20 protein-coding genes, 1 other RNA gene and 1 pseudogene are annotated in these 24,923 nt (G+C 57.9%); 18 read left to right on the forward strand and 4 right to left on the reverse strand.

Features of this window, described 5'->3' with window-relative positions; all coding sequences use genetic code 11:
- Positions 1–28: 28 nt before the first annotated feature.
- Positions 29–565 (forward strand): outer membrane protein assembly factor BamE, encoded by a 537-nt coding sequence (locus ACF8FG_RS06530; protein ID WP_023390041.1) that lies wholly within the window; start codon positions 29–31, stop codon positions 563–565.
- A gap of 63 nt (positions 566–628) precedes the next feature.
- Here the strand turns inward: ACF8FG_RS06530 and ACF8FG_RS06535 are convergent, their stop codons facing one another.
- Positions 629–1,063 (reverse strand): type II toxin-antitoxin system RatA family toxin, encoded by a 435-nt coding sequence (locus ACF8FG_RS06535; protein ID WP_014592414.1) that lies wholly within the window; start codon positions 1,061–1,063, stop codon positions 629–631.
- 163 nt (positions 1,064–1,226) lie between these two features.
- Here ACF8FG_RS06535 and smpB point away from each other — a divergent pair, with 163 nt between their 5' ends.
- Positions 1,227–1,709, forward strand: a complete 483-nt coding sequence (gene smpB / locus ACF8FG_RS06540; protein WP_014592415.1) for an SsrA-binding protein SmpB — start codon at positions 1,227–1,229, stop codon at positions 1,707–1,709.
- A gap of 163 nt (positions 1,710–1,872) precedes the next feature.
- On the opposite strand, the gene ACF8FG_RS06545 is transcribed toward smpB, so the two are convergent.
- Positions 1,873–2,640 (reverse strand): FCD domain-containing protein, encoded by a 768-nt coding sequence (locus tag ACF8FG_RS06545; RefSeq protein WP_010955371.1) that lies wholly within the window; start codon positions 2,638–2,640, stop codon positions 1,873–1,875.
- 256 nt (positions 2,641–2,896) lie between these two features.
- Between ACF8FG_RS06545 and ACF8FG_RS06550 the strand changes: the two genes are divergently transcribed.
- The 16 genes and pseudogenes from ACF8FG_RS06550 to ACF8FG_RS06625 form a co-directional block, all read left to right on the forward strand.
- Positions 2,897–4,567: a lactate permease LctP family transporter gene (locus tag ACF8FG_RS06550; protein WP_041167080.1), complete on the forward strand. Its 1,671-nt coding sequence runs from the start codon at positions 2,897–2,899 to the stop codon at positions 4,565–4,567.
- 62 nt (positions 4,568–4,629) lie between these two features.
- Positions 4,630–5,775, forward strand: a complete 1,146-nt coding sequence (gene lldD / locus ACF8FG_RS06555) for an FMN-dependent L-lactate dehydrogenase LldD (protein WP_119713280.1) — start codon at positions 4,630–4,632, stop codon at positions 5,773–5,775.
- A 75-nt stretch (positions 5,776–5,850) separates the two neighbouring features.
- Positions 5,851–8,661, forward strand: a complete 2,811-nt coding sequence (locus tag ACF8FG_RS06560; protein WP_318077394.1) for an FAD-binding and (Fe-S)-binding domain-containing protein — start codon at positions 5,851–5,853, stop codon at positions 8,659–8,661.
- 624 nt (positions 8,662–9,285) lie between these two features.
- Complete coding sequence (locus ACF8FG_RS06565; protein ID WP_014592419.1) at positions 9,286–9,573, forward strand: hypothetical protein; 288 nt, start codon at positions 9,286–9,288, stop codon at positions 9,571–9,573.
- A 99-nt stretch (positions 9,574–9,672) separates the two neighbouring features.
- Positions 9,673–10,064, forward strand: a transfer-messenger RNA (tmRNA) gene (ssrA, locus tag ACF8FG_RS06570).
- 187 nt (positions 10,065–10,251) lie between these two features.
- Positions 10,252–11,508: an integrase domain-containing protein gene (locus ACF8FG_RS06575; protein ID WP_392518640.1), complete on the forward strand. Its 1,257-nt coding sequence runs from the start codon at positions 10,252–10,254 to the stop codon at positions 11,506–11,508.
- A gap of 947 nt (positions 11,509–12,455) precedes the next feature.
- A complete protein-coding gene (locus ACF8FG_RS06580) occupies positions 12,456–13,433 on the forward strand; it encodes an integrase domain-containing protein (RefSeq protein WP_392518641.1) in 978 nt (325 codons plus the stop codon).
- Complete coding sequence (locus tag ACF8FG_RS06585) at positions 13,430–13,720, forward strand: hypothetical protein (RefSeq protein WP_392518642.1); 291 nt, start codon at positions 13,430–13,432, stop codon at positions 13,718–13,720. The genes ACF8FG_RS06580 and ACF8FG_RS06585 overlap by 4 nt, the downstream gene beginning before the upstream one ends.
- Positions 13,721–14,044: 324 nt before the next feature.
- Positions 14,045–14,326, forward strand: a complete 282-nt coding sequence (locus ACF8FG_RS06590) for a hypothetical protein (protein WP_392518643.1) — start codon at positions 14,045–14,047, stop codon at positions 14,324–14,326.
- A gap of 46 nt (positions 14,327–14,372) precedes the next feature.
- Positions 14,373–14,945: a restriction endonuclease subunit S gene (locus ACF8FG_RS06595; RefSeq protein WP_392518644.1), complete on the forward strand. Its 573-nt coding sequence runs from the start codon at positions 14,373–14,375 to the stop codon at positions 14,943–14,945.
- Between the two features lie 3 nt (positions 14,946–14,948).
- Entirely contained in the window at positions 14,949–16,472 is a 1,524-nt protein-coding gene (locus ACF8FG_RS06600; RefSeq protein WP_392518645.1) for a type I restriction-modification system subunit M, read from the forward strand.
- Entirely contained in the window at positions 16,462–17,667 is a 1,206-nt protein-coding gene (locus ACF8FG_RS06605) for a restriction endonuclease subunit S (RefSeq protein WP_392518646.1), read from the forward strand. Before ACF8FG_RS06600 ends, ACF8FG_RS06605 begins: the two co-directional genes overlap by 11 nt.
- Complete coding sequence (locus ACF8FG_RS06610; protein ID WP_392518647.1) at positions 17,667–18,503, forward strand: HAD family hydrolase; 837 nt, start codon at positions 17,667–17,669, stop codon at positions 18,501–18,503. Before ACF8FG_RS06605 ends, ACF8FG_RS06610 begins: the two co-directional genes overlap by 1 nt.
- Before the next feature lie 168 nt (positions 18,504–18,671).
- Positions 18,672–21,947 (forward strand): type I restriction endonuclease subunit R, encoded by a 3,276-nt coding sequence (locus tag ACF8FG_RS06615; RefSeq protein ID WP_392518648.1) that lies wholly within the window; start codon positions 18,672–18,674, stop codon positions 21,945–21,947.
- Positions 21,944–22,732, forward strand: coding sequence for a M48 family metallopeptidase (locus tag ACF8FG_RS06620; RefSeq protein WP_392518649.1), 789 nt, complete (start codon positions 21,944–21,946; stop codon positions 22,730–22,732). Before ACF8FG_RS06615 ends, ACF8FG_RS06620 begins: the two co-directional genes overlap by 4 nt.
- Before the next feature lie 340 nt (positions 22,733–23,072).
- A pseudogene (locus ACF8FG_RS06625) lies at positions 23,073–23,261 on the forward strand (WYL domain-containing protein); the annotation flags it as partial.
- A gap of 313 nt (positions 23,262–23,574) precedes the next feature.
- On the opposite strand, the gene ACF8FG_RS06630 reads toward ACF8FG_RS06625, so the two are convergent.
- Both ACF8FG_RS06630 and ACF8FG_RS06635 read right to left on the reverse strand, forming a co-directional pair.
- A complete protein-coding gene (locus ACF8FG_RS06630; protein ID WP_003249877.1) occupies positions 23,575–24,255 on the reverse strand; it encodes an EcsC family protein in 681 nt (226 codons plus the stop codon).
- Positions 24,256–24,559: 304 nt separating this feature from the next.
- Positions 24,560–24,820 carry a hypothetical protein gene (locus tag ACF8FG_RS06635; protein WP_134697942.1) on the reverse strand — a complete coding sequence of 87 codons (261 nt, stop codon included), beginning with the start codon at positions 24,818–24,820 and terminating at the stop codon, positions 24,560–24,562.
- Positions 24,821–24,923: the final 103 nt, after the last annotated feature.

The raw sequence follows: 24,923 nt of genomic DNA on the forward strand, positions 1-24,923 counted from the left end.
CAGCCAAGATAGTGGAAGTCGCCCACCGATGCAAAACACCAAGCTCTTGCTAACCAGCCTCACCCTAGTGGGACTGCTCGCACTCGCCGGTTGCTCGTTTCCCGGGGTTTACAAAATCGACATCCAGCAGGGCAATGTCGTCACGCAAGACATGATAGACCAATTACGCCCGGGAATGACCCGCCGGCAAGTAAGGTTTATCATGGGCAACCCGCTGATTCAGGACACCTTCAACACCAATCGTTGGGATTACCTGTACAGCCTGCAGCCTGGTGGCGGTAAACGTCAGCAAGAACGCATGAGTGTATTTTTCAACGAAAGCGATCAACTGGTCAGCCTGTCTGGCGACTTCATGCCAGGCGTAAGCCGCGATCAGGAAATCCTCGGCGGCAGCAGCGACACCACCGTCAGCCCAGCCACCGAGCCAGGCCAGGCCGAACAGCCGGCAGCGCAACCTGAAGAAAAACCGGCCAAGCCTGGTTCGACCGAAGAGTCCATCCAGCGCGAGATCGACACCATCGAGACCACCCCGGTCCCGACGCCGGCACCGCTGGAAACCCGCTAAGCGGGAACAGCAGATGCAAAAAAGCCCGGACCTGGTCCGGGCTTTTTGTTTGCGCCTTATCCGTCAGGCATTCAATTGCTTGGCGCGCTGGCAGAACGCATCGACCAGTGTGTTGGCCGCCTGATTGAACAGCGGGCCCAACGTGGCGCGCACAATCGGCCCAGCGTAATCGAAGGAAAGGTCCAGGCTGATCTTGCAGGCTTTTTCACCCAGCGCCTTGAACACCCACACACCATGCAACTGGGTGAATGGCCCTTCTTCGAGGTTCATCTCAATGGACTGCCCCGGCACCAGCACGTTACGCGTCACGAAGTGCTGGCTCATACCACCCTTGGCCACTTCGAGCTTGGCACGCATGTGTGTATCGCTGGTTTCGATCACCGTCGAGGCCGAGCACCACGGCAAAAACTCAGGGTAGCTGGCCACATCGTTGACCAGATCGTAAAGCGCCTGGGCGGGGTATGGCAGCAGGGCGGAGCGTTGAATATGGGTAGTCATCCAGGCGTCACTTCCAAGGCTGGGTGGCGGCGCTTCGCAGCGTGCCGAAAACAGGTTCTGTGCGTATGACAGGGTTTGTATTGTCCGGTATTCATTCCAGTGGCTCAAGCACACCGAAATCCCATAGCGGACGACGCGCGGACTTGCCTATAATGCCGCCCCTATGGCTAAGCAAAAAAAACATCCGACCGGGACCATCGCGCAAAACAAGAAAGCGCGACACGATTACTTCATCGAACACAAGTTCGAGGCCGGGCTGGTCCTGTCCGGCTGGGAAGTAAAAAGCCTGCGAGCCGGCAAGGCGCACCTGACTGACAGCTACGTGCTGCTCAAGGACGGTGAGGCCTGGCTGTTCGGCAGCCACATCACCCCGCTGACCACGGCCAGCACCCACGTCATCGCCGACCCTACACGCACCCGCAAGCTGCTGCTGAACAAGCGCGAACTCGAGCGCGTGGAAGCGGCCGTGGCGCAAAAAGGCTACACCTGTGTGGCTTTGGCGCTGTACTGGAGCAAGCACCTGATCAAGTGCGAAATCGCACTGGGCAAGGGTAAGAAGGAATTCGACAAGCGCGACACCATGCGCGAACGCGATTCCAACCGCGAGCTGCAGCGGGCTGTGCGGAACAAGGGCAAGGAAGACTAACCAGCCTGCCTGGCCGCTGTGGGAGTGGCCTTGTGTCGCGAAAGGGCTGCGAAGCAGCCCCAGCAATCTGCGCATCGACGCCGATCCTGGGGTCGCTCTGCGACCCTTTCGCGACGCAAGGCCGCTCCCACAAGCCCCGCGTTACAGCACAAAGAGCGTGCTCTCAGCGCCCGCTGCGCCGCTCCGCCCGCGCCACCCGCTGCGCTTCTTCGTGCGCCTCATGCAGCACCTCCTGCACATACAAAATGTGCCGGCTGGACACCTCTCGCGCATCCTCCGCCCTGCCCTCGACAATCGCCAGGTACAGTTCCCGGTGCTGACTGATCAGCATGTCCCGGGTTTCGGTGCGCTGCTGGTACATGCCGCCGATGTTGGTCACCACGTTGCGCTTGAGCAGGTCGAACAGCCCCCGGATGGTGTGCAGCAACACCGCGTTATGGCTGGCCTCGGCGATCGCCAGGTGGAAGCGCGCATCAGCCGCGCCCTCCTCGGCACGGGTCACCTCATCGACCCTGGCATAGCAGTCCTGCAGCGCATCGAAGGCCGCCTTCAACCGTGCCCGGTCCGGCTCGGTGGCACGCTGGGCAGCGTAATAGGCGCAGGACGCCTCCAGGGTATGGCGGAATTCGAGCAGGTCACGCTGCGCTTCGGCACTGTGCTCGAGCAACTGCAGCAACGGGTCGCTGAAGGTGGACCCCAACGACTCCGCCACAAAATTGCCCCCGCCCTGACGGCTGACCAACAGCCCCTTGGCCACCAGCTTCTGGATCGCCTCACGCAGTGACGGGCGGGACACACCAAACTGTTCGGCCAGGACGCGCTCGGCCGGCAGCCGCTGCCCCGAGGTCAGCGTGCCTTCCAGAATCATCCCTTCCAGCCGATCGACAATGTCGTCGGACAGGCGCCGTTGGCGTACCTGATCAAAAACCATCACATGCTCTCCACAAACCCCCGGCAAATTTCAGGGGGTGTCTATTCTCGCCGATCCAGGCCACGCAAACACCCATCAAGCCGCGATTTTCCGAGCACATCAGACGCCCGCTCATCGGCACGCGACCAAAGTTTTGCACGGGACAAATTGACACACCCACGGCAGCGCTTTTAACCTAGCGCCCAGCCATTGTAAATTGGTCTTACCAATTATCCAATGCCAGTGCCTGACCAACAACAATTAGGGGCCACCCCATATGCAAACCTGGCAACAACTCTATAGCCCGCTTGGTAGTCTTGGCTTGTCCGCACTGGCGGCGGTCATCCCTATCGTGTTCTTCTTCCTGGCCCTCGCCGTGTTCCGCCTCAAGGGCCACGTAGCGGGCAGCATCACCCTCGCGCTGTCGATCCTGGTGGCGATCTTCGCCTTCCAGATGCCTGTCGACATGGCCCTCGCCGCCGCGGGTTACGGCTTCCTCTATGGCCTCTGGCCAATTGCCTGGATCATCGTTGCCGCGGTGTTCCTGTACAAACTCACGGTCAAGAGCGGCCAGTTCGAGGTGATCCGCAGCTCGGTGCTGTCGATTACCGACGACCAGCGCCTGCAAGTGCTGTTGATCGGCTTCTGCTTCGGCGCCTTCCTCGAAGGTGCGGCAGGCTTTGGCGCACCGGTGGCCATCACTGCCGCACTGCTGGTGGGCCTGGGCTTCAACCCGCTGTACGCTGCCGGCCTGTGCCTGATCGCCAACACCGCGCCAGTGGCCTTCGGCGCCCTGGGCATCCCGATCATCGTGGCCGGCCAGGTTACCGGTATCGACGCCTTCCACATCGGCGCCATGACCGGCCGCCAGCTGCCGCTGCTGTCGCTGTTCGTGCCGTTCTGGCTGGTGTTCATGATGGACGGCCTGCGTGGCGTGAAGGAAACCTGGCCTGCCGCCCTGGTCGCCGGCCTGAGCTTTGCCGTCACCCAGTACTTCACCTCGAACTTCATCGGCCCGGAACTGCCAGACATCACCTCGGCTCTGGCCAGCCTGATCAGCCTCACCCTGTTCCTGAAAGTCTGGCAGCCCAAGCGTGCGTTCAGCGAGGCCAAGGGCAGTGTCGGCGCAGCCGTTGTGCAGCCAAGCGGCAGCCAGCCTAGCCCGTACAGCTTTGGCGAGATCTTCAAGGCCTGGTCGCCGTTCCTGATCCTCACCGTGCTGGTCACCATCTGGACCCTGAAGCCGTTCAAGGCGGCTTTCGCTCCGGGCGGCGCGATGTACAACTTCGTGTTCAACTTCGCCATCCCGCACCTCGACCAGCTGGTGATCAAGACCGCACCGATCGTTGCCGCGCCGACCGCCATGCCGGCGGTGTTCAAGCTCGACCCGATCTCCGCCACCGGCACCGCGATCTTCCTCTCGGCGCTGATCTCGATGGCGGTGCTGAAGATCAACTTCAAAACTGGTCTTACCACTTTCAAAGAAACCTTCTGGGAACTGCGCTGGCCGATTCTGTCGATCGGCATGGTGCTGGCTTTTGCCTTTGTCACCAACTACTCGGGCATGTCCTCGACCATGGCCCTGGTGCTGGCCGGTACCGGCGCCGCGTTCCCGTTCTTCTCGCCGTTCCTCGGCTGGCTGGGCGTGTTCCTGACCGGCTCGGACACCTCGTCCAACGCCCTGTTCGGCTCGCTGCAGGCCACCACCGCACACCAGATCGGGGTCAACGACACCCTGCTGGTGGCGGCCAACACCAGCGGCGGCGTAACCGGCAAGATGATCTCGCCGCAATCGATCGCCGTGGCCTGCGCCGCTACCGGCCTGGTCGGCAAGGAATCCGACCTGTTCCGCTTCACCGTCAAGCACAGCCTGTTCTTCGCCACCATCGTCGGCCTGATCACCCTGGTCCAGGCTTATTGGCTGACCGGCATGCTGGTCCATCACTAAAGTGAAAGGGGCCGGGCGCCATCGCGCGCCCGGCACTCCCACAAGCAACGCTGCGAGAATCCATGATCATTTCTGCCTCTACCGACTATCGCGCCGCGGCCCAACGCAAGCTGCCCCCCTTCCTGTTCCACTACGCTGACGGCGGCGCCTACGCCGAGCACACCCTGCGCCACAACGTGTCGGACCTGGCCGGCATCGCCCTGCGCCAGCGCGTGCTGAACAACATGTCCGAGCTCAGCCTGGAAACCAAGCTGTTCGACGAAACCCTGAGCATGCCGGTGGCCCTGGCCCCGGTCGGCCTCACCGGCATGTACGCCCGTCGCGGTGAAGTGCAGGCAGCGCGCGCGGCGGCCGCCCATGGCATCCCGTTCACCATGTCTACCGTGTCGGTGTGCCCGATCGAAGAAGTGGCGCCCGCCATCGACCGGCCGATGTGGTTCCAGCTGTATGTGCTCAAGGACCGCGGCTTCATGCGTAACGCCCTGGAGCGGGCCAAGGCCGCCGGCGTCAAGACCCTGGTGTTCACCGTGGACATGCCCGTACCCGGCGCTCGCTACCGCGACGCCCACTCTGGCATGAGCGGCAAGCACGGCCCGCTGCGCCGCGTGCTGCAAGCCATGACCCACCCCGAGTGGGCATGGGATGTGGGCGTGATGGGCCGCCCGCATGACCTGGGCAACATCTCCAAATACCGTGGCAACCCCACCGGCCTTGCCGACTACATCGGCTGGCTGGGCAACAACTTCGACCCGTCCATTTCCTGGAAAGACCTGGAGTGGATCCGCGAATTCTGGGACGGCCCGATGATCATCAAGGGCATTCTCGATGCCGACGACGCCCGCGATGCGGTCAAGTTCGGTGCCGACGGCATCGTGGTGTCCAACCACGGCGGCCGCCAGCTCGACGGCGTGCTGTCCAGCGCCCGCGCCCTGCCGGCAATTGCCGACGCGGTCAAAGGCGACCTGAAGATTCTGGCCGACTCGGGCATTCGCAGTGGCCTGGACGTGGTGCGCATGATCGCCTTGGGTGCCGACACCGTACTGATCGGCCGCGCCTTCCTCTACGCCCTTGCCGTGCATGGCCAGGCCGGCGTGAAAAACCTGCTTGAGCTGTTCGAAAAGGAAATGCGCGTGGCCATGGTGCTGACCGGTGCCAAGTCGATCAGCGAGATCACCCGCGACTCGCTGGTACGCGAACTGGGCGCCTGAACGCCTGCAAGAACCACCGCCTGAATGACCCGGGGCATGTAGCGCACAGACGCCACAGCCCCGCGAGGAGACTGCATGAGCCTGCCCGCCGCGTTCCTGCGTGATGCCGAGCGCCTGATCCCCGCCGAACGCCGCTTCGACGACCCCACCTCCACCCTGGCCTTCGGCACCGACGCCAGCTTCTACCGCTTGATCCCCAAGCTGGTGGTGCGCGTCGAGTCCGAGGACGAAGTGGTCGGCCTGATCAAACTGGCCCAGCGCGAGCGGGTGCCGGTCACCTTCCGCGCTGCCGGCACCAGCCTGTCTGGCCAGGCCATCAGCGACTCGGTGCTGATCGTGCTCGGCGATAACTGGAACGGCCGCGAAATCCGTCGCCAGGGTGAGCAGATTCGCCTGCAACCCGGCGTGATCGGCGCCCAGGCCAACGCCTGGCTGGCCCCCTTCGGGCGCAAGATCGGCCCCGACCCGGCCTCGATCAACGCCTGCAAGATCGGCGGCATCGTCGCCAACAACGCCAGTGGCATGTGCTGCGGCACCGCGCAGAACACCTACCACACCCTGGCGGGCCTGCGCCTGGTGCTGGCCGACGGCACCCGCCTGGACAGCGAAGACCCGGCCAGCGTCGCCGCCTTCGAAAGCAGCCACGCCGGGCTGCTGGAAGCACTGGCCCGCCTGGGCCGCGAAACCCGCGCCAACACCGCGCTGGCCGAACGCATCCGGCACAAATACCGGCTGAAGAACACCACGGGCCTGTCACTGAACGCGCTGGTGGACTACGACCAGCCGCTGGACATCCTGCAGCACCTGCTGGTCGGCTCGGAAGGCACCCTGGGCTTCATCAGCGCCGTCACCTACGACACCGTGCCCGACCACCCGCACAAGGCCAGCGCCCTGCTGGTGTTCCCCAGCGTCGAAAGCTGCTGCCGCGCGGTACCCGTGCTCAAGCAGCAGCCGGTCTCGGCCGTGGAACTGCTCGACCGCCGCAGCCTGCGCTCGGTGCAGAACATGCCCGGCATGCCGCTGTGGGTAAAAGGCCTGTCGGACAATGCCTGTGCCCTGCTGATCGAATCCCGCGCCGCCAGCCAGAGCCTGCTGCACGAGCAACTGCAGCAGATCATGGCCTCGATCGCCGACTTCCCGCTGGAACAACAGGTGGACTTCAGCGAAGACCCGGCCGTGTACAACCAGCTGTGGAAAATCCGCAAGGACACCTTCCCCGCCGTCGGCGCCGTGCGCCAGACCGGCACCACGGTCATCATCGAAGACGTGACCTTCCCCGTCGAGCAACTGGCCGAAGGCGTCAACCGCCTGATCCAGCTGTTCGACAAGCATCACTATGACGAAGCGATCATTTTCGGCCACGCGCTGGAAGGTAACCTGCACTTCGTCTTTACCCAGGGGTTCAACAGCGCCGAAGAAGTCGCCCGTTACCAGGCGTTCATGGACGACGTGGCGCAACTGGTGGCGGTGGAGTTTGGCGGCTCGCTCAAGGCCGAACACGGCACCGGGCGCAACATGGCGCCCTTCGTGGAGCTGGAGTGGGGGCACGACGCCTACCAGCTGATGTGGAAGCTCAAGCGCCTGCTCGACCCCAACGGCATCCTCAACCCCGACGTGGTGTTGAGCGACGACCCGGATATCCACCTGAAAAACCTCAAGCCGCTGCCTGCCGCCGACGAAATCGTCGACAAGTGCATCGAGTGCGGCTTCTGCGAACCGGTGTGCCCGTCCAAGGGCCTGACCCTCAGCCCGCGCCAGCGCATCGTCATGTGGCGTGACATCCAGGCCAAGCAGCGCGCCGGCATCGATACCCGTGAACTGATGCAAAGCTACCAGTACCAGGGTATCGACACCTGCGCCGCTACCGGCCTGTGCGCCCAGCGCTGCCCGGTCGGCATCAACACCGGCGAACTGGTGAAAAAGCTGCGCAGCCAGGCCGCCGACCACGATAAAGCCGCCGACTGGCTAGCCGAGCACTTCCACACCGCCCTAAGCGGTGCGCGCCTGACCCTGACCGCCGCCAATACCGCACGCAAGCTGCTAGGCGCCCCGCGCCTGGGCCGCCTGAGCGCCTCGCTGAGCAAAGCCAGCAAAGGCCGCCTGCCCCAATGGACCCCGGCCATGCCGCAACCGCTGCGCCCGCTGGCCTTCGGCGCCACCAGCAACGACGCCCGCCCCCGCGTGGTGTACCTGGCCGCCTGCGTCTCCCGGGTAATGGGCCCGGCCTATGCCGACCGCGAGCAAAGCTCGCTGCTGGACAAAACCCGCGCCCTGCTGGAAAAGGCCGGTTACCAGGTGGTGTTCCCCGACAACGCTGACAGCCTGTGCTGCGGCCAACCGTTCGCCTCCAAGGGCTACCCCGAGCAGGCCGAACACAAACGCCAGGAGCTGATCACCGCCCTGCTGCACGCCAGCCGCGGCGGCCTCGACCCGATCTATTGCGACACCAGCCCCTGCACCCTGCGCCTGGTGCAGGACCTGGGCGACACCCGGCTGGACCTGTACGACCCCGTGCGCTTCATCCGCACTCACCTGCTCGACCGACTGGAGTTCACCCCCCAGGACGAACCTGTAGCCGTGCACGTAACCTGCAGCACCCAGCACCTAGGCGAAAGCCAGGCCTTGATCGACCTGGCGCGGCGTTGCAGCAAACAGGTGGTGATCCCGGAAGGCATTCATTGCTGCGGGTTTGCCGGTGACAAAGGCTTTACCACCCCCGAGTTGAACGCCCACTCGCTGCGCAGCCTGAAGGACGCCGTGCAGTATTGCAGCGAAGGCATTTCCACCAGCCGCACCTGCGAGATAGGCCTGTCGAGCCACAGCGGCATCGACTACCACGGCCTGGTCTACCTGGTAGACCGCGTCACCCGGCCACGCAGCCTTTAACGCGTTGATATAGGTGGGGAGCGCTGTGTAGGAGCGGGTTTACCCGCGAAGAGGCCGGCCCTGCTGGCCAATCTCCACCCGCCGTCCACCGTCGCAGCCACCACCGTATTCGCGGGTAAACCCGCTCCTACGCAGATTGGAGGTGGACACACATTGGTGATTGGACACAGCCCGTCGTGTAGGAGCGGGTTCACCCGCGAAGAGGCCGGCCCTGCTGGCCAATCTCTACCCGTCGTCCACCGTCGCAGCCGCCACCGCATTCGCGGGTAAACCCGCTCCTACACCGATTGGTGGTGCCCACACATCGGTGGTTGTACACAGCCCCCCCGTAGGAGCGGGTTTACCCGCGAAGAGGCCGGCCCTGCTGGCCAATTTCTACCCGTCGTTCACTATTGCCGCCGCCACCATATTCGCGTGTAAACCCGCCCCTACACCGATTGGTGGTGCCCACACATCGGTGGCTGTACACAGCCCGCCGTAGGAGCCGGTTCACCCGCGAACACCGGCAACGCCGGTGCCATCCCCACCTCAATATCGCCCCGCCACCATCCCGATTGAACCCCCGCCAATCCCCCACAGTCCACCTTACAGGCCCACCTTCCAGAGGCCCAAGAGGAGACACCCATGAAAGGTACCGCACTTTCGGCCCTGTTCGCGGCCGCCACCCTGCTGGCTTCGCCGGTGTTCGCCGCCGATGACCTCTGCACCACCAACCTGCAAAAGATCGACGACAGCATGGCCACCGCTGGCGCCACTTCCGAAGGCCTGGACAAGGCCATCACCGAGCACGTCGACAAAGCCAAGGCCGCCCAGGCCTCGGGCGACACCAAGGAGTGCATCGCCATTACCAGCAAAGTGCTGGAGCGCCTGGAAAAAACCGAGAAAGGCAGTAGTGGCAACGGCGGCGCATGAGCCCGAAAGCGGGCGACTGGACCGGCTGTCGACGTCGCCCGCGCAATGGCGTATACTCCGTCCTACGCGCCGTAAGGTGCGTTAGCCAAGAGCTAGTGCGGGGCCGATTAGGATTCGACGCCGGTAGCGAAACTCTAGGTGCATGCCGAGTTGGTAACAGAACTCGTAAATCCACTGTTGCAACTTCTATAGTTGCCAATGACGAAACCTACGGCGAGGAATCCTACGCTCTCGCAGCGTAAGTGACCTTTGCTTCTGGTAGCTTCGGCTCCAGCAATCACTAGGGGATGCCTGTAAACCCGAAATGATTGTCATACAGAACAGGATCGTCGCGTAGCACGTTGTGGGCGAAGTGACTAAAACTTACACAACTCATCCAAAGCACCCTGCCCGTCGGGCGGCTGCGGATTAAATCAGTAGACACGGCTAAGCATGTAGTACCGACAGCGGAGTACTGGCGGACGGGGGTTCAAATCCCCCCGGCTCCACCAAATGATCAAAAAAAGACGTCCACGGACGTCTTTTTTTGTGCCTGAAACCCAGCAAATACGCGGCCTCCAGCGCTTTTGCGGTCTTTTGAGAGTTATTGAGTTCCAGCCGTTCTGGTATTCCAGACGGTATTCCAGCTCACCCGGTGCTAATCTTTGGAATACCGAATCAGTGCTTGAGGACAATCTCATGCCTGCTCAAAACCTCCGCCTCTCCGATCGACAGCTCAAGGGAGTCAAACCCGCGTCCAAGGATTATGTCCTCACTGACGGTGACGGTTTGCAGCTCCGCGTACGCAGCAACGGCTCGTTGCTGTGGAATTTCAACTACCGCGAACCGGTGACCAAAAAGCGCATCAACATCGGCTTTGGGACCTATCCCGAACTGTCACTGGCGAATGCACGAAAGATGGCAGTCGATGCGCGTGAGCTGCTCGCTCAGGGCATTGATCCGAAGGTGCAGCGCAATACGGTGAATGAAGCCAAGCGCGCAGAAACGGAACACACCTTCGAGAACGTGGCCACCGCCTGGTTCGAGCTCAAGAAAGACTCGGTGACCCCAGCCTATGCCGAGGACATTTGGCGGTCGCTCACGCTGCACGTGTTCCCTGACTTGCGAACGACACCACTTACGAAAATCACCGCACCGATGGTGATTGCATTGCTTCGTCCAATCGAAGCGAAAGGCAGCTTGGAGACGGTGAAGCGCCTTAGCCAGCGGCTAAACGAGATCATGACTTACGGCGTGAACTCCGGGCTGATATTCGCCAACCCACTCAGCGGTATCAGGGCAGTATTCAAGAAGCCCAAGAAAGAAAACATGGCTGCGCTTCCGCCCGAAGAGCTCCCCGAGCTCATGCTGGAGATCGCGAACGCCAGCATCAAACGCATCACCCGCTGTCTGATCGAATGGCAGTTGCACACGATGACTCGCCCCGCCGAGGCGGCGACTACTCGCTGGGCAGACATCGACTTTGAAAGGCGTGTCTGGACTATACCTCCGGAGCGGATGAAGAAGCGCCGCCCACACAGCATCCCGTTGAGTGATCACGCTGTCGCGCTGCTGGAATCACTGAAGACTCACAGCGGCCATCGCGAATACGTCTTCCCGGCAGACAGAAATCCACGCACCCACGCCAATAGCCAAACGGCCAACATGGCGTTGAAACGCATGGGGTTTCAGGATCGCTTGGTCAGCCACGGCATGCGCTCAATGGCCAGCACCATCTTGAATGAACATGGGTGGGACCCCGAACTCATTGAGGTCGCACTGGCGCATGTCGACAAGGATGAGGTGCGCAGCGCCTACAACCGGGCCGACTACATAGAGCGCCGTCGACCGATGATGGCCTGGTGGAGTGAGTACATCCAGAAAGCCGCCACCGGCAGTCTGCTCGCCTCTGCATACGGCCAAGCCAGAGACAAGAAGGGGGTGCCGATCCGCTAGCTCCGTACAGCGCAAGAATGGCAGCAGCAACATTTGAGCGCTCAAGAATCGGGGTAGGCAGCCTCGCTTATCCGCTTTTGAACACGGGTCCATCCAAACAGGGCTGCAAAGCCGCCCTGTTTGGATGGACCTCACTTTGAAGAGCTAAAAGCCACGACGTTGTCCGGGATTTACCACGGAATTCCACCAATGGATAACCGCTTTTCACGTCCCCAACAGCGCTGAGTTTCGTCCCTTGACCGGGTTTACCCACAGGCGTAGAACTGACCGTGCAAACGCTGTCGATGACAGCACCCCAGGTGACCCGAACCTTAAAGGTCACGCCGCTCTCGCGGTGGTTCTCCCCAAGGGCGATTCGCATCCGGCAGCTCGCCCGGTCACTACCCATGTGATGGATGCTCTTACACATATAGCGCTCGTGCGCCAAATACACCGTACCTCGCTGCCCTGCAGCAACCTATCCGCTTGGCCAAATATTGCGCCAACCTGTGCCCGTCTCTTTCTTCTGGAAAGAGACGGGCACTTCTATCACTGCTGCAGCCCAGATCGCACATGGCTTTGCGGCAATTCCCCTCGTGACAATCGGCGTGACAAACGCCGATGTCACCAGCAACAGCGCTGTAGATGATGGTGCCGCAGACCAAGGAATGGACTGCACCTGACTGACAGTCAGGCATGCCCCGGTCATCGCATTGCTGCTTGCACATGGCTCAGGATCTCGCGGCACTGGTCTCGTCAACCAATGCAGCCTCCACCCGCCCACCGGCAACGGTGCTCAGGAGGCCAGATCATGAGATGCCCTTGCTCCCGGTTGTAAGGAGCCGTCAGTCCCGCGTAGTGGACATTCCCCACAGGTCGCAGGGGCCTTGATCCCTGATAACACTCAGCATTCTTGGCGGGATGACGTGGGGTCGGTTTCAAAGGTTGGCTTCGAGAGGAGTTTGATCATGGCGTTGGTAGGCAGACGGGATGGACGGAATTTCGGCTATGGCCGGCAATTGAGTTATGCCGGACCGCAAGCACTGAAAGATCTGTTTGACGGTGGGCATTACGGGACCGTCAAAGCACATAGTGATCGGTGGCAAGCATTTGTGCGCTGGTGTCGGTCGGAGAATGGGCCGGGTTTTAACGATGCGCGACAAATTGATCGGCAGACCTTGCTTGACTACGCCGGGCATCTGCGCCTGCAAGTTGACCAAGGTGAGCTCACCATCGCCACCGCGCAAAACCGATTGTCCAGCGTCAACCGGACGATGGCCGCGCTTCGCGGTGATCACTATGTGAAAGTGCCGAGTCCGAGCAAGGCGTTGGGAACGCAGCGCAGCACCGTGCGCACGACAAATCCTCAGGGCCAAGATCACGAGCAGATGATACGCATCGTCGACGCGCTCCGCGAAAAGCATCCGCGTGTCGCCGCCATCGCACAATTGGCACGTGCCACTGGCATGCGTCTGCGCGAAGCGATTCTAGCCAACCTGCCACGTTTGCATCGCGAAGCCGAGCGACTCGGCCGCATCAACATCCAAGACGGCACCAAGGGAGGTCGTTCAGGTGCATATGCGCCAAGATGGATAACAGCGACTAAGAACGTGCGGGACGCACTGCAGGCAGCCCGTAACGCTTCGCCCACTGGCAGCAACAACCTGCTCGCCCAAGACGAAAGCTACAGGACCTTCCTGCAGCAAACTGTGAAACCGACACGCGAGATCCTGCACGTACATGGCTTGAAAGGCTTCCACGAATTGCGCGCCGCATACGCCTGCGAACGTTACAAACAACTTACTGGCTATGCAGCGCCGATCAACGATAGCACCTGCTTTCAGGAAAACCGTGAGCCGGACCTGACAGCACGCCACCAAATCAGTCTGGAGCTAGGCCATAACCGCATTGACGTGATCGCAACCTACATAGGAGGACGGCGATGACTAAGTCCTTCGACATGACGCTTTTTCTTGGAGCCGTACTCACCGGTTCCCATGCCTCGCGGCAGCGCCACATTAGACAGGCCCAAACAATACAAAAGGCCATTCGAAAGCGCTTCGGCCGAGACAATCCGTGGAGTTGGCAGCTCAAGCATTTCCGGTGGTTTGAGGAGCAACACCTGAAGTCCCGCAGCCCGGCGACGAGGTACTACTACCAGCTAACCGAGTGGTTGATTATAAAGCGGCTTGGTAAACCTGGGCTTACACAAGAAAGAAGCAAGAAAAACTGAGACCGCCCTGCTGGCTGATTGCAAGCAGCGGCGAGATGGAAAGCGCCTTCACAGCGCTAGGCGACACACTGGTGGCTCGCATCACGAAGATGTATAGCGCCACCCCAGCCACCACGATTTCCACGCTAGTGTGGATAGCTATCTCAATGCGGACCATCCTCTATAGAAGCTCTACTGAGAAAAAAGAATTTGACAGCCGGAGCAAACGGGGACATATTGCTCTCGCCATCTACTCAGTACGTCTTGTACGGAGAAAAAAATGAGGCGCGGCAGGTTGCAGCCTGCCGCTATTGCAATAACTGACTCGTTAGGAGAGCTAGAGCTATGAAACTGTACCAAATTACCTATGACCTGCGTAAGAAACGTGACTACCAATCCCTGTATGAGCGCATCAAAGCCTACGGCACTTGGTGCCGGCCGCTGGAGTCCACCTGGATTGTTGCTACGACCCAAACTGCAGCTCAGGTACGGGATTACCTTAAAGCAGTAATGGATGCCGATGACGGCTTGCTTGTAACCCGTCTTAAGGGCGACGCAGCATGGTATGGGCTTGCGACCGAGCAAGCCAAATGGCTGCAGAACCAGTACCAGCGCTGCGAAGTCTGACTTTTCTTGTTGCGCCAAGGATGGCGCTTTTCTCCCAGAGCAATTTATGCCAACCCAGTTATTCAAGTTGAGCGAACTGGCTGATGTCCGTTCCGGATACACCTTCCGCGGTGCGCTGGAGCATGACCCATTTGGCGACGTTCGCGTACTGCAGATCAAGGATCTACGCCAAAACGCAGCGATTGAACCCAATATGCTGATTGCCGTTACCTGGGACGCGCGTACCGCTCCGCCTTTGCTTCAGCCAAACGACATCGCCGTGATCGCCCGCGGTGATAGCAACAAGGCCGTACTCTATGCAGGCGAGCAATCGGTTGTAGCGACCAGCCAGTTTTTTATTATCACAGCTAGACGGTCAGAAATACTGCCGGCATACCTGTGCTGGCTGATCAACTTGCCGCAAAGCCAACGCAGCCTTGAGCGCAACGGCAGTGCGATTCAAGCCATCGGCAAAGCGTCCTTAATGGACATGCAGATCCCCCTCCCATCGCTCGCGACCCAGCAGAAGTTGATTGCCCTGCAAGCGGTGTGGGATGAAGAGGATGCACTGATCGCGCGCCTGCAAACCAATAAAGAGCAGATGCTACAAGGCATTTACCAGCACCTTATTAAGGCTTGACCCATGAACGACAAAGTAAACCAAGACGATATCAACAAAGCGCTGTGGGCAGCCTGCGATACCTTCCGCGGCACCATCAGTGCAGACACGTACAAAGATTTCATCCTCACCATGCTGTTTCTCAAGTACATCAGTGATGTCTGGCAGGATCACTACGACAAATATAAAAAGGAGTACGGTGACGAACCGGAGCTGATCGAGGAAATGCTCAAGAATGAGCGTTTCGTGCTATCGCGTGATGCCAGTTTCTACGCCCTCTACGATCAACGCCATGAGCCAGGTAACGGTGAGCGAATTGACCAGGCGCTGCACGCCATCGAGGAAGCCAATGGCACCAAACTCAAGGATGCCGGAAAGAGCGTGTTCCAGGACATTTCCTTCAACACTGACAAGCTCGGCGAAGAAAAGCAGAAGAACACCATCCTGCGTCATCTGCTGGAAAACTTTGCCGGGGCCGAACTCAACCTCAAGCCGTCCCGCGTCGGCAGCCTGGATGTGATCGGCAACGCCTACGAGTACCTGATCAAGAACTTCGCCGCCAGCGGCGGGCAGAAGGCCGGTGAGTTCTACACTCCGCCGGAAGTCTCCGAACTGATTGCTGAGCTGCTGGACCCGCAACCTGGCTACACCATCTGCGACCCGGCCTGCGGCTCGGCCTCGCTGCTGATGAAGTGCGGGCGCAAGGTGCGCGAACATCACAACAGCAAGCAATATGCACTCTATGGCCAGGAAGCCATCGGCTCCACCTGGTCGCTGGCGAAGATGAACATGTTTCTACACGGTGAGGACAACCACAAAATCGAGTGGGGCGACACCCTGCGCAACCCCAAGCTGCTTGACCAGAATGGCCAACTGCTCAAATTCGATATCGTTACCGCCAACCCGCCGTTCTCGCTGGACAAGTGGGGTCATGAAGAAGCCGAGCACGATCAGTTTGGCCGCTTCAAGCGCGGTATCCCACCGAAAACCAAGGGCGATTTCGCCTTTATCCTGCACATGATCGAAACACTAAAAGCCAAGACCGGGCGCATGGCCGTGATCGTGCCCCACGGAGTTCTGTTCCGTGGCTCCAGCGAAGGCAAAATCCGCCAGCAACTGATCGAAGAAAATCTGCTGGATGCGGTCATCGGCTTGCCGGAAAAACTCTTCTACGGCACTGGTATCCCGGCAGCGATCCTGGTTTTCAGCAAAGCCAAGGCCGATGAAAGTGTACTGTTTATCGACGCCAGTCGAGACTTCAAATCCGGTAAGAACCAGAACATTCTGGGTAGTGAGCAGATCAATAATATTCTGATCACTTATCGCCATCGCATAAACTCGGACAAGTACAGTTATCGCGCTAGCCTACAGGAAATTCGTGACAACGATTACAACCTGAATATTCCGCGCTATGTAGACGCCTTCGAGGAGGAGAAGGAAATCGATTTACTAGCCGTCCGTGCCGAGCGCGAGCAGCTAAAAGCGCAATTGGCCAAGCTGGAAGTACAGATGGATGGTTACCTAAAGGAGTTGGGTTATGGTGCCTGAGGGGTGGAAGCGTACTACCGTTGGTGATCTATGCGACTTCATTAATGGAAATGGATTTAAATCATCCGAATGGTCGGATAAAGGCCTCCCCATAATTCGAATTCAAAATTTAAACGGATCAGCGGAGTTCAATTATTTTTCTGGACAGGTGAATCCTCGCTGGCTGGTCAATCCTGGAGACATACTGTTTGCTTGGGCAGGAACTAAAGGTGTTTCATTCGGTGCAAAACGCTGGAATGGTCCACAAGGGGTACTAAATCAGCATATCTTCAAAGTATCGCCAAAGATTGAAGTAAATACAGACTGGCTGTATGAAGAGCTTCGAACCGTTACAGAGAAAATTGAAAATCAGGCTCACGGATTTAAATCGACCCTAGTGCACGTGCAGAAAGCCGATATAACCGAGCAGGTGGTAAATCTACCTCCAATTTCAGAACAAAAGAAAATAGCCAATATCTTCTCAACTTGGGATCTGGCCATCACCGCCACCGAACGACTGCTGAAGAGCAGCCAGCAGCAGAGAAAGGCGCTGATGCAGAAATTATTAACTGGAAATAAACGTCTCCCTGGATTTCAAACAGAGTGGAAACAGCTTCGGCTTGAACAGATTTTCTCCAGAGTTACCGCAAAAAACACTGAAGCAAACAGTAACGTGGTGACCATTTCAGCTCAACATGGTTTGATTCGACAGGAGGACTTCTTTAACAAAACGGTTGCTTCAGAGATTCTAGATAACTATTACCTGCTAAAAAAAGGTCAGTTTGCCTATAACAAAAGTTACTCCAACGGCTATCCAATGGGTGCTATAAAGCGCCTAAACAAATACGAAAAAGGTGTGGTAACTACGCTCTATATCTGCTTTGAAACCAGCGACGAACGCATCAATAGCTCAGTTTTTTTTGAGCACTATTTCGAATCTGGCTTACTCAATAAAGGCTTGAGCAAGATTGCAAACGAAGGCGGACGCGCCCATGGTCTACTTAACGTCAAACCCAGTGATTTCTTTGGCTTAAAGGTTTTTGTCCCCGATGTTCTAGAGCAAAAGGCAATTGCTGACGTGCTCACCATCCCCGACGAAGAAATTAAAATCCTACAAGCCAAACTCGACTATCTCAAAGAAGAGAAAAGGGGTTTGATGCAGCAACTACTTAGCGGCAAGCGCCGGGTCAGAGTTGATGAACTGGAGGTCGCCTGATGGCCAAGAAGCACGTCCCGTTTGTGATTGCCTATGACTTCGACGGCACCCTGTCACCGGGTAATATGCAGGAATACAACTTTGTGCCGGCATTGGGTATCAAGCCGGCTGAATTCTGGCGCGAAGCCAAAACCATGGCTCAGGAGCAGCAGGCGGACGAGATCCTTGCTTATATGCGGCTAATGATCGAAAAAGCCCAGGCAGCAAGGGTGCCAGTGCGCAAAATGAACTTTGCCAATTTCGGAGCGCACATTCAACTGTTTCCTGGCGTGATCGACTGGTTCAAACGTATCAATGAATATGGCCGTATCAAGGGCGTCAGGGTAGAGCATTTCATTATCTCCTCGGGGCTCCGCGAGATGATTGAGGGCACTCCGATTAACAAGCATTTCACCCGTGTCTATGCCTCAGGCTTTATGTATGACCATAACGACGTCGCGCACTGGCCAGCATTAGCGGTGAACTATACAACCAAGACCCAGTATCTGTTCCGCATCAACAAGGGCAGCCTGGATGTGCATGATAACTCGGTAATCAACAAATTCGTCGAACACGCCGAACGGCCTGTGCCGTTCAGCAATATGGTATTTATCGGCGACGGTGAGACCGACATTCCCTCCATGCGCCTGGTCAAGAACCAAGGCGGCCATTCGATTGCCGTGTATAGCAAGGGCAAACGTGGCGCCCGCGATAAGGCACTCAAGCTGGTCAAGGAAGGGCGGACCAACCTGGCGACCACTGCCGATTACACCGATGGTTCGGATATTGATCGCGCCGTGAAGGCGATGATCGACAAGGTGGTAGCGGATCGCACAATCGCAGAGGCTAATGGCTGACATCACAGGTAGCTATCTGATTCTCTATGGAGATGATGGTCTTACACAGCTCACCCTGCGCGAAATGGATGCTCGACCATGAGTGGGTCAATGACCCATATAGCAAATAAATTGATGAGCTGATTGGTACCAGCAATAGCTGGCGGGCGGCTTGGAGAACTACGGCGGATGACACCAACACCTAAATTCCAGGAAGAATACAGTGCGAAACTTCCGGCTCTGGCTCTTCTGTGCAACCTCGGCTGGCAGTTCCTCTCGCCCGAGCAGGCACTAACAGCAAGGAGCGGCAAAAGCGACGAGGTGGTTTTGCGTGATGTGTTGCGCGAGCAACTGAGCAAGCGGCGTTTCTTGTTTGGCGGGAATGAATATCCACTATCGGCCAAAGCCATCGACAACCTGATCAGTGAAATATGCAGCCCGGCGCTTAACGAAGGGCTACAGGCTGCCAACGAGCGGATGTACAACCATTTGCTGTATGGCATCTCGGTGACGGAGTTCGTGGATGGTAAAAAAGCTAACCCGACCGTGGCGTTGATCGACTGGAACAACCCCGCGAATAACAGCTTCATCGTCACCGAAGAGTTTCGCGTGCTGCGCAGCGGTGGTGTGGAGTCGCGGAGGCCGGATATTGTTTGCCTCGTCAACGGTATCCCGTTAGCAGTAATCGAGGCCAAGCGTCCCGATAGCAATGCGCAGAAAGGCCCGAGCATCGACGAAGGCGTTTCGCAGAGTTTGCGCAACCAGCGTCACGATGAGATCCCCAGGCTGTTCGCGTACAGCCAATTGTTGCTGTCGATCAATGGTAGAGATGGGCGCTACGCCACCTGCGGCACGCCTGCGAAATTCTGGGCAGCCTGGCGTGAGGAAGATATCGCCACTGCTGACTTGTATGCGTTGAAGAATCGCCAACTAACTGCAGCGCAGAAAACCTCAATCTTTAGTCACCGCCCTGCTCGTGACCTGGAGTGGTATGAAACCCTGATAGCCGGTGGAGAGCTGGCGCTGACTGGCCAGGATCAGTTGCTTATCAGCCTGCTTTCCCCTGTCCGACTGCTGGAGATGACTCGCTACTTCACGCTGTTCGATAAGAAGGCCGGCAAGATCGTTGCCCGTTATCAGCAGGTTTTCGGTATCAAACGGTTGATCGAGCGGATTAGCCACAAACGCAAAGATGGCGGCCGTGAGGGCGGGGTGATCTGGCACACGACTGGCTCGGGCAAGTCATTCACGATGGTTTTTCTGAGCAAGGCGCTGATCCTGCATGACTCACTCAAGCAGTGCCGCATTGTGGTGGTCACTGACCGAGTTGATCTGGAAAGCCAGCTGAGCAAGACATTTGCTTCCGGTGGCGAGCTGGCTGGCAAGAAGGACCGCGAGGTGGCCATGGCCACTTCTGGGACGCGCTTGGCTGAACAAATCGGCAAGGGCAACGAGCGCATAATTTTTACTCTGATTCAGAAGTTCAACAGTGCTACCAAGCTGCCGCAGTGCGTGAATACCAGCGCCGACATCATCGTGCTTATCGATGAGGGCCACCGTAGCCAAGGCGGTGAAAACCATATCCGTATGAAGCAGGCGCTATCCAATGCGGCCTTTGTCGCGTTTACCGGCACGCCGCTGCTCAAGGATGACAAGACGACGAACAAGTTTGGACCCATCGTGCATGCCTACACCATGCAGCGCGCGGTGGAAGATCAGGCCGTGACGCCGTTGCTTTATGAGGAGCGCATTCCCGATCTGGATGTGAATGCGCGCGCTATCGATAGCTGGTTTGAGCGCATCACTGAAGGGCTAAACGAGCAACAGAAGGCCGACCTCAAACGCAAGTTCGCCAAGAAAGGCCAAATATACAGCGCTGATGACCGTATTCGTCTGATTGCTCTGGATATCGCCAACCACTTCGTGAAGAACATCGACGAGGGCCTCAAAGGCCAGCTGGCCTGTGACAGCAAGGCCTCAGCAATCAAGTACAAACAGTATCTAGATGAGACAGGATTGTTCGAAAGCGCCGTTGTGATGAGCCCACCGGATAGCCGTGAGGGCAACACCGATGTGGATGAAGCGGCATCACCTGAGGTAACCCAATGGTGGAAGAAAAACGTTGGCAGCACCGATGAGCAAACCTACACCAAGCACCTGATCGAGCGCTTCGACAAAGATGAATCGCTCAAGCTTTTGATAGTGGTGGACAAACTGCTGACGGGTTTCGATGAGCCGAAAAACACCGTGCTCTACATTGACAAGCCACTTAAGGAGCACAACCTGATCCAGGCGATTGCTCGTGTAAACCGCCTACATCCGCTAAAGAAATTCGGTCTGCTGATCGACTACCGGGGCATTCTTTCGGAGCTGGATACCACGATCCAGAAGTATCAGGATCTGGCTTCGCGCACCCAGGGCGGCTATGACATCAATGACATCGCTGGGCTCTACAACCAAATGAGCAGCGAGTACAAACGGCTACCTCAGCTGCACAAAAACCTCTGGGCGATTTTCTCCGATGTGAAAAACAAAGGGGATATCGAGCAGTTGCGCCAGGTACTGGTGCCCAAAATGCAGGAGCGTGACGGCGAGTTGGTTGATGTAAATCTTAAGGTGCGCGATGACTTCTACGAGGCGCTAACCGAGTTCGCCAGCTGCCTCAAAGTAGCTTTGCAGTCCGCGTCCTTCTTTGAAGACACCAGTTTCAGCGATGCCGACCGCACCCATTACAAGGAAACCCTTAAGCAGTTCTCCAGCCTGCGCCAACTGGCCAGACAGGATGCCGGCGAAACGGTGAACTATGACCAGTACGCCGAACAGGTGCGCAAGCTGCTAAATAAGCACGTAGTAGGCGTGGAGGTAAAAGACCCTGGCGGCGTTTACGAAGTCGGCAGGATGGGGCAACAGAAACCCGAGCAGTGGAGTGAAGACAAGACGCGCAACGAAACCGACATCATCAAGACCCGTGTCAGCAAGATGATTGAGCAGGAGCTTCGTGACGATCCCTATGCTCAGGAAGCGTTCTCCAAACTGCTGCGCCAAGCCATCGAAGAGGCGGCAAAGCTATTTGATCATCCGCTCAAGCAGTACCTCCTATTCCACGAATTTGAGCGGCAGGTGCAGGCCCGTAAGCTTGATGAACTGCCTGATGTTTTTGCGAGTAACCGGCATGCCCAGGCGTACTTCGGTATTTTCAAGAAAAGCCTTCCTGACGCCCTCAATTCAGCTGATGAGCAGGTACAGGGACACTGGGTAAAACTGGCTTTCAGCCTGGATGAAATGGTCATGACCTCCGTGGCCGAACATTCAATCAACCCGCAGAACATCGAAAGCGATATCCGTAAGAAGCTACTGCCGTTGCTCTTCAAGGAATGCAAAGCGGTGGGCGCTGGTATGGATCAGGCGAAGGCAATGGTTGAGTGGGTGGTGCAAATCACGCGGGTAGGCTTGTCCGGCTTATGAGTGTGCCCATTGTCATGAGTGCTCCTTCTGCCTCCGCAGTATCGAGCTGGCTGAGCTTCCACTATGCCGACGAGTTGATTCTGGTTGAGAGGGCGCGAAGGGCGCGCGAGGTCTCACGCATACTGATCAAGGTTGACCCCGACTGTCGCGTGCGCGTCAGTGCGCCGGATGGGGCTAGCGATGAACAGGTATTGGCCGCCCTGAAGCGACGCGGCCGCTGGATCTATGAGCAGCTTCGTGAGTTTCGTGCGCAGCTCACACACGTCCGCCCAAGGCAGTACATCAGCGGGGAAAGTCACTACTACCTAGGCAAGCAGTACGTGCTCAAGGTTGTAGAAGCGTCTGGTGAGCTACAGCAGGTGCGCCTGTTGCGAGGCAAGCTAGAGGTGTCTGTCCGGGTGAAGTCGGCAGAGAGGATTCGCGAACTCCTTCACGCCTGGTACAAAGCGCGCGCCCGTGAGGTATTTGATCGACGTCTAGAAGCTGCCTTGCAACAAGCACTTTGGGTTGCATCCAAGCCCCCACTGCGCATCTTAAGCATGCAGACACAGTGGGGCAGTTGTTCACCTGCGGGCCGTATCACGCTCAACCCCCACTTGGTTAAAGCATCCCGCGAGTGCATCGACTATGTGATCTTGCATGAGCTTTGTCACATCGCCGAACACAACCACAGCGAGCGGTTTTACCGGCTTATGCACCAGGTGATGCCGCAATGGGAAAAGACCAAAAAGCGGCTGGATGGAATGGCAGCTGTTTTGCTAAACGGCGCGGCTGACCGCCTTTGATTTGCGAATAAGCGCTGTACGGTTCGACTGATATGCAATGTCCAGCGGGGTATGCCCAGCGTAATCCCTCTCATTCAGCGCCTGCGGGTTTAGCTGAGACAGAGAAGCGATGCAATCGAGCAGCACGCAAACGTGCCAGTCCCCCATGCCGTGGGCTTGCATGTCGCGGCTGCAATATCCCGTGGGAGCGAATGCCTGTGCTCAAGAAGTGTGATCACAGTGGTGGAGTACGTCATGGTTCATCCCTGAACCGAAAGAATGAACGTCGCAGGTAACTCGGTCAGTGCAGCTTCTGAGCCTGGTGCAAAAGGTAACCCAGTATCCGCCAACTCTATGCTTTCTAAACGAGGCGCAGAAGGCGATCATCGAAGCCGACTTTGGCATGCTTAATGGGCAGCTTGTGGTACCAAGCCGCAAGGCCTTGATGAAATACGTGCTGCAGCGCTACCACATCGACCCTCGCAACCTCGCAACCAGCTCCGAAGCCCTGCAGATCGTGGTCAAAAATCTCAAGGAACTGCGCCCTTAGCTGATGAACGACTGACCCAGCTAGGCCCAGGGCGGCCCGGGCGGCCGATATTTTCATAGATTCGATGCCGATTCGTTTATGGCGCGTAGCTCTAACAGCACCGTCCATCGGAATCCAGGCCACGCAGCGTTCCAACTGGTATTCCATGCAAGTTAACAAAAAAATTATTTACTAATAAAAACAGACATATACCGACTTGTTTCAGATTACCCCGGCACTAGACACCAAAAAATACAGCACTAACCGACGCCCAGCCTCTATCCAGCCCTCCACCGACAAGCACACCTCTAACCGTTCACCCAAACCCCAACCCTCACTCCATAACGCCCTCTTCTTTAAGGCTCAGCCGAAACGTATCCCGAGCAGTCTTCCCCACATATTTCGTCAACGCATAATTCGCCGTGCCACCCACTACAACCCCAATCCCAAAAGGAATCACTTTAGCGGCAGCCTTCTGGGTGAACGTAATCCCGATCTTCTTGAACAAGTCCTTGATCACTTGCAAAACCGGCCCCGTGAGGTACTTCTTGACCATCCGCACCCCGGCTTTGCTGGCGATTCGGGTCGTTCCCGTAGTCCCCATCTGCTCCAGCGAACCGTAGAGGGCGATGATGTACGACATGTGCTTGGCGTCCTCATTGGACATCTTCCCGTTGATCGCCACCGCCAGGCACATCGTCATATCAATCTGAAGCTTCATGCACACCGAAATGTCCGCCAGCCCGCCGCCCACAGCACTCACCGCGGTTCCGATACCCGGGATAACACCCGGCAGTGCAGTGGCAGCACCAGAGGTGGCGGCCAATTTTGAGTAGCGGCTGATAATCTTGTCGACCACCGTGTCCTCGATTTTCTGCTCCGAGGCAGACGGCGAGGCCTTGCGCGCCTGCGCCTGGTACTGGGCGACCAGCTCCCGCGCATCTTGGGGACTAATGGCGATGGCTTCCACCATCTTCATCAACGACGAGCTGCTTTCTACTACTTCAGTGGTCATGCCGGATTCCGTTCGTAAAATGGTTTGCCAACTGCCCGCAAAAGCGAAGCATGGGTATCAAGGCGGTCAACATGGCGTCTGGCGCAGGGTCTCACACGATCCGATACTGGCTGCGCCGCTAAAGGTCCGTGCCCCGCGCAGGGTTGAAGCAGCCCTTAGCGCTCAAGAAGCCGCATGGCTGATGAGGCATAATGCCATCATTTGATTGTAAGTCTCCACCGGGCCAGGTGAAATCGGTTTTAAACCGTTCCGTAGGCATTCAGCACTGCACCTGCCCAAGCAGCGGCCTATTCAAAAGCCTCCCTTAACGGCCTTGTGTCACAGCCATGTCCTGCAAAATGACCACCTTGCGCTGCAACTGCGCAACATGCTCTCGCTCCGCCCGCAACGCTGACCGTAGCTCGCGGTTCTCCATCTCCCAAATTTGCAACCAACGCAAATCCCGCTGGCAGTGCTCCACCTTCTTGTCAAGCTCCCCCAGCTTCAACCCTTGCTGGATCAGCACCAGCAGGATGATCCCCATTGCCACCAAGGCCCCCGTCGCAACCACTTCCGGCATCGTCATGTTCATGTCCTTTGATGCCTCCGATGCATTCCGAAGGCGAGCCAAAGGTATGTAATGAAAAACTACACGTCTAGAATGTAGACTTATACAGGTAAAGTAATCG

Origin of the sequence: Pseudomonas sp. YQ_6 (assembly GCF_043103245.1) — a bacterium.
Taxonomy (GTDB): Bacteria; Pseudomonadota; Gammaproteobacteria; order Pseudomonadales; family Pseudomonadaceae; genus Aquipseudomonas; species Aquipseudomonas alloputida.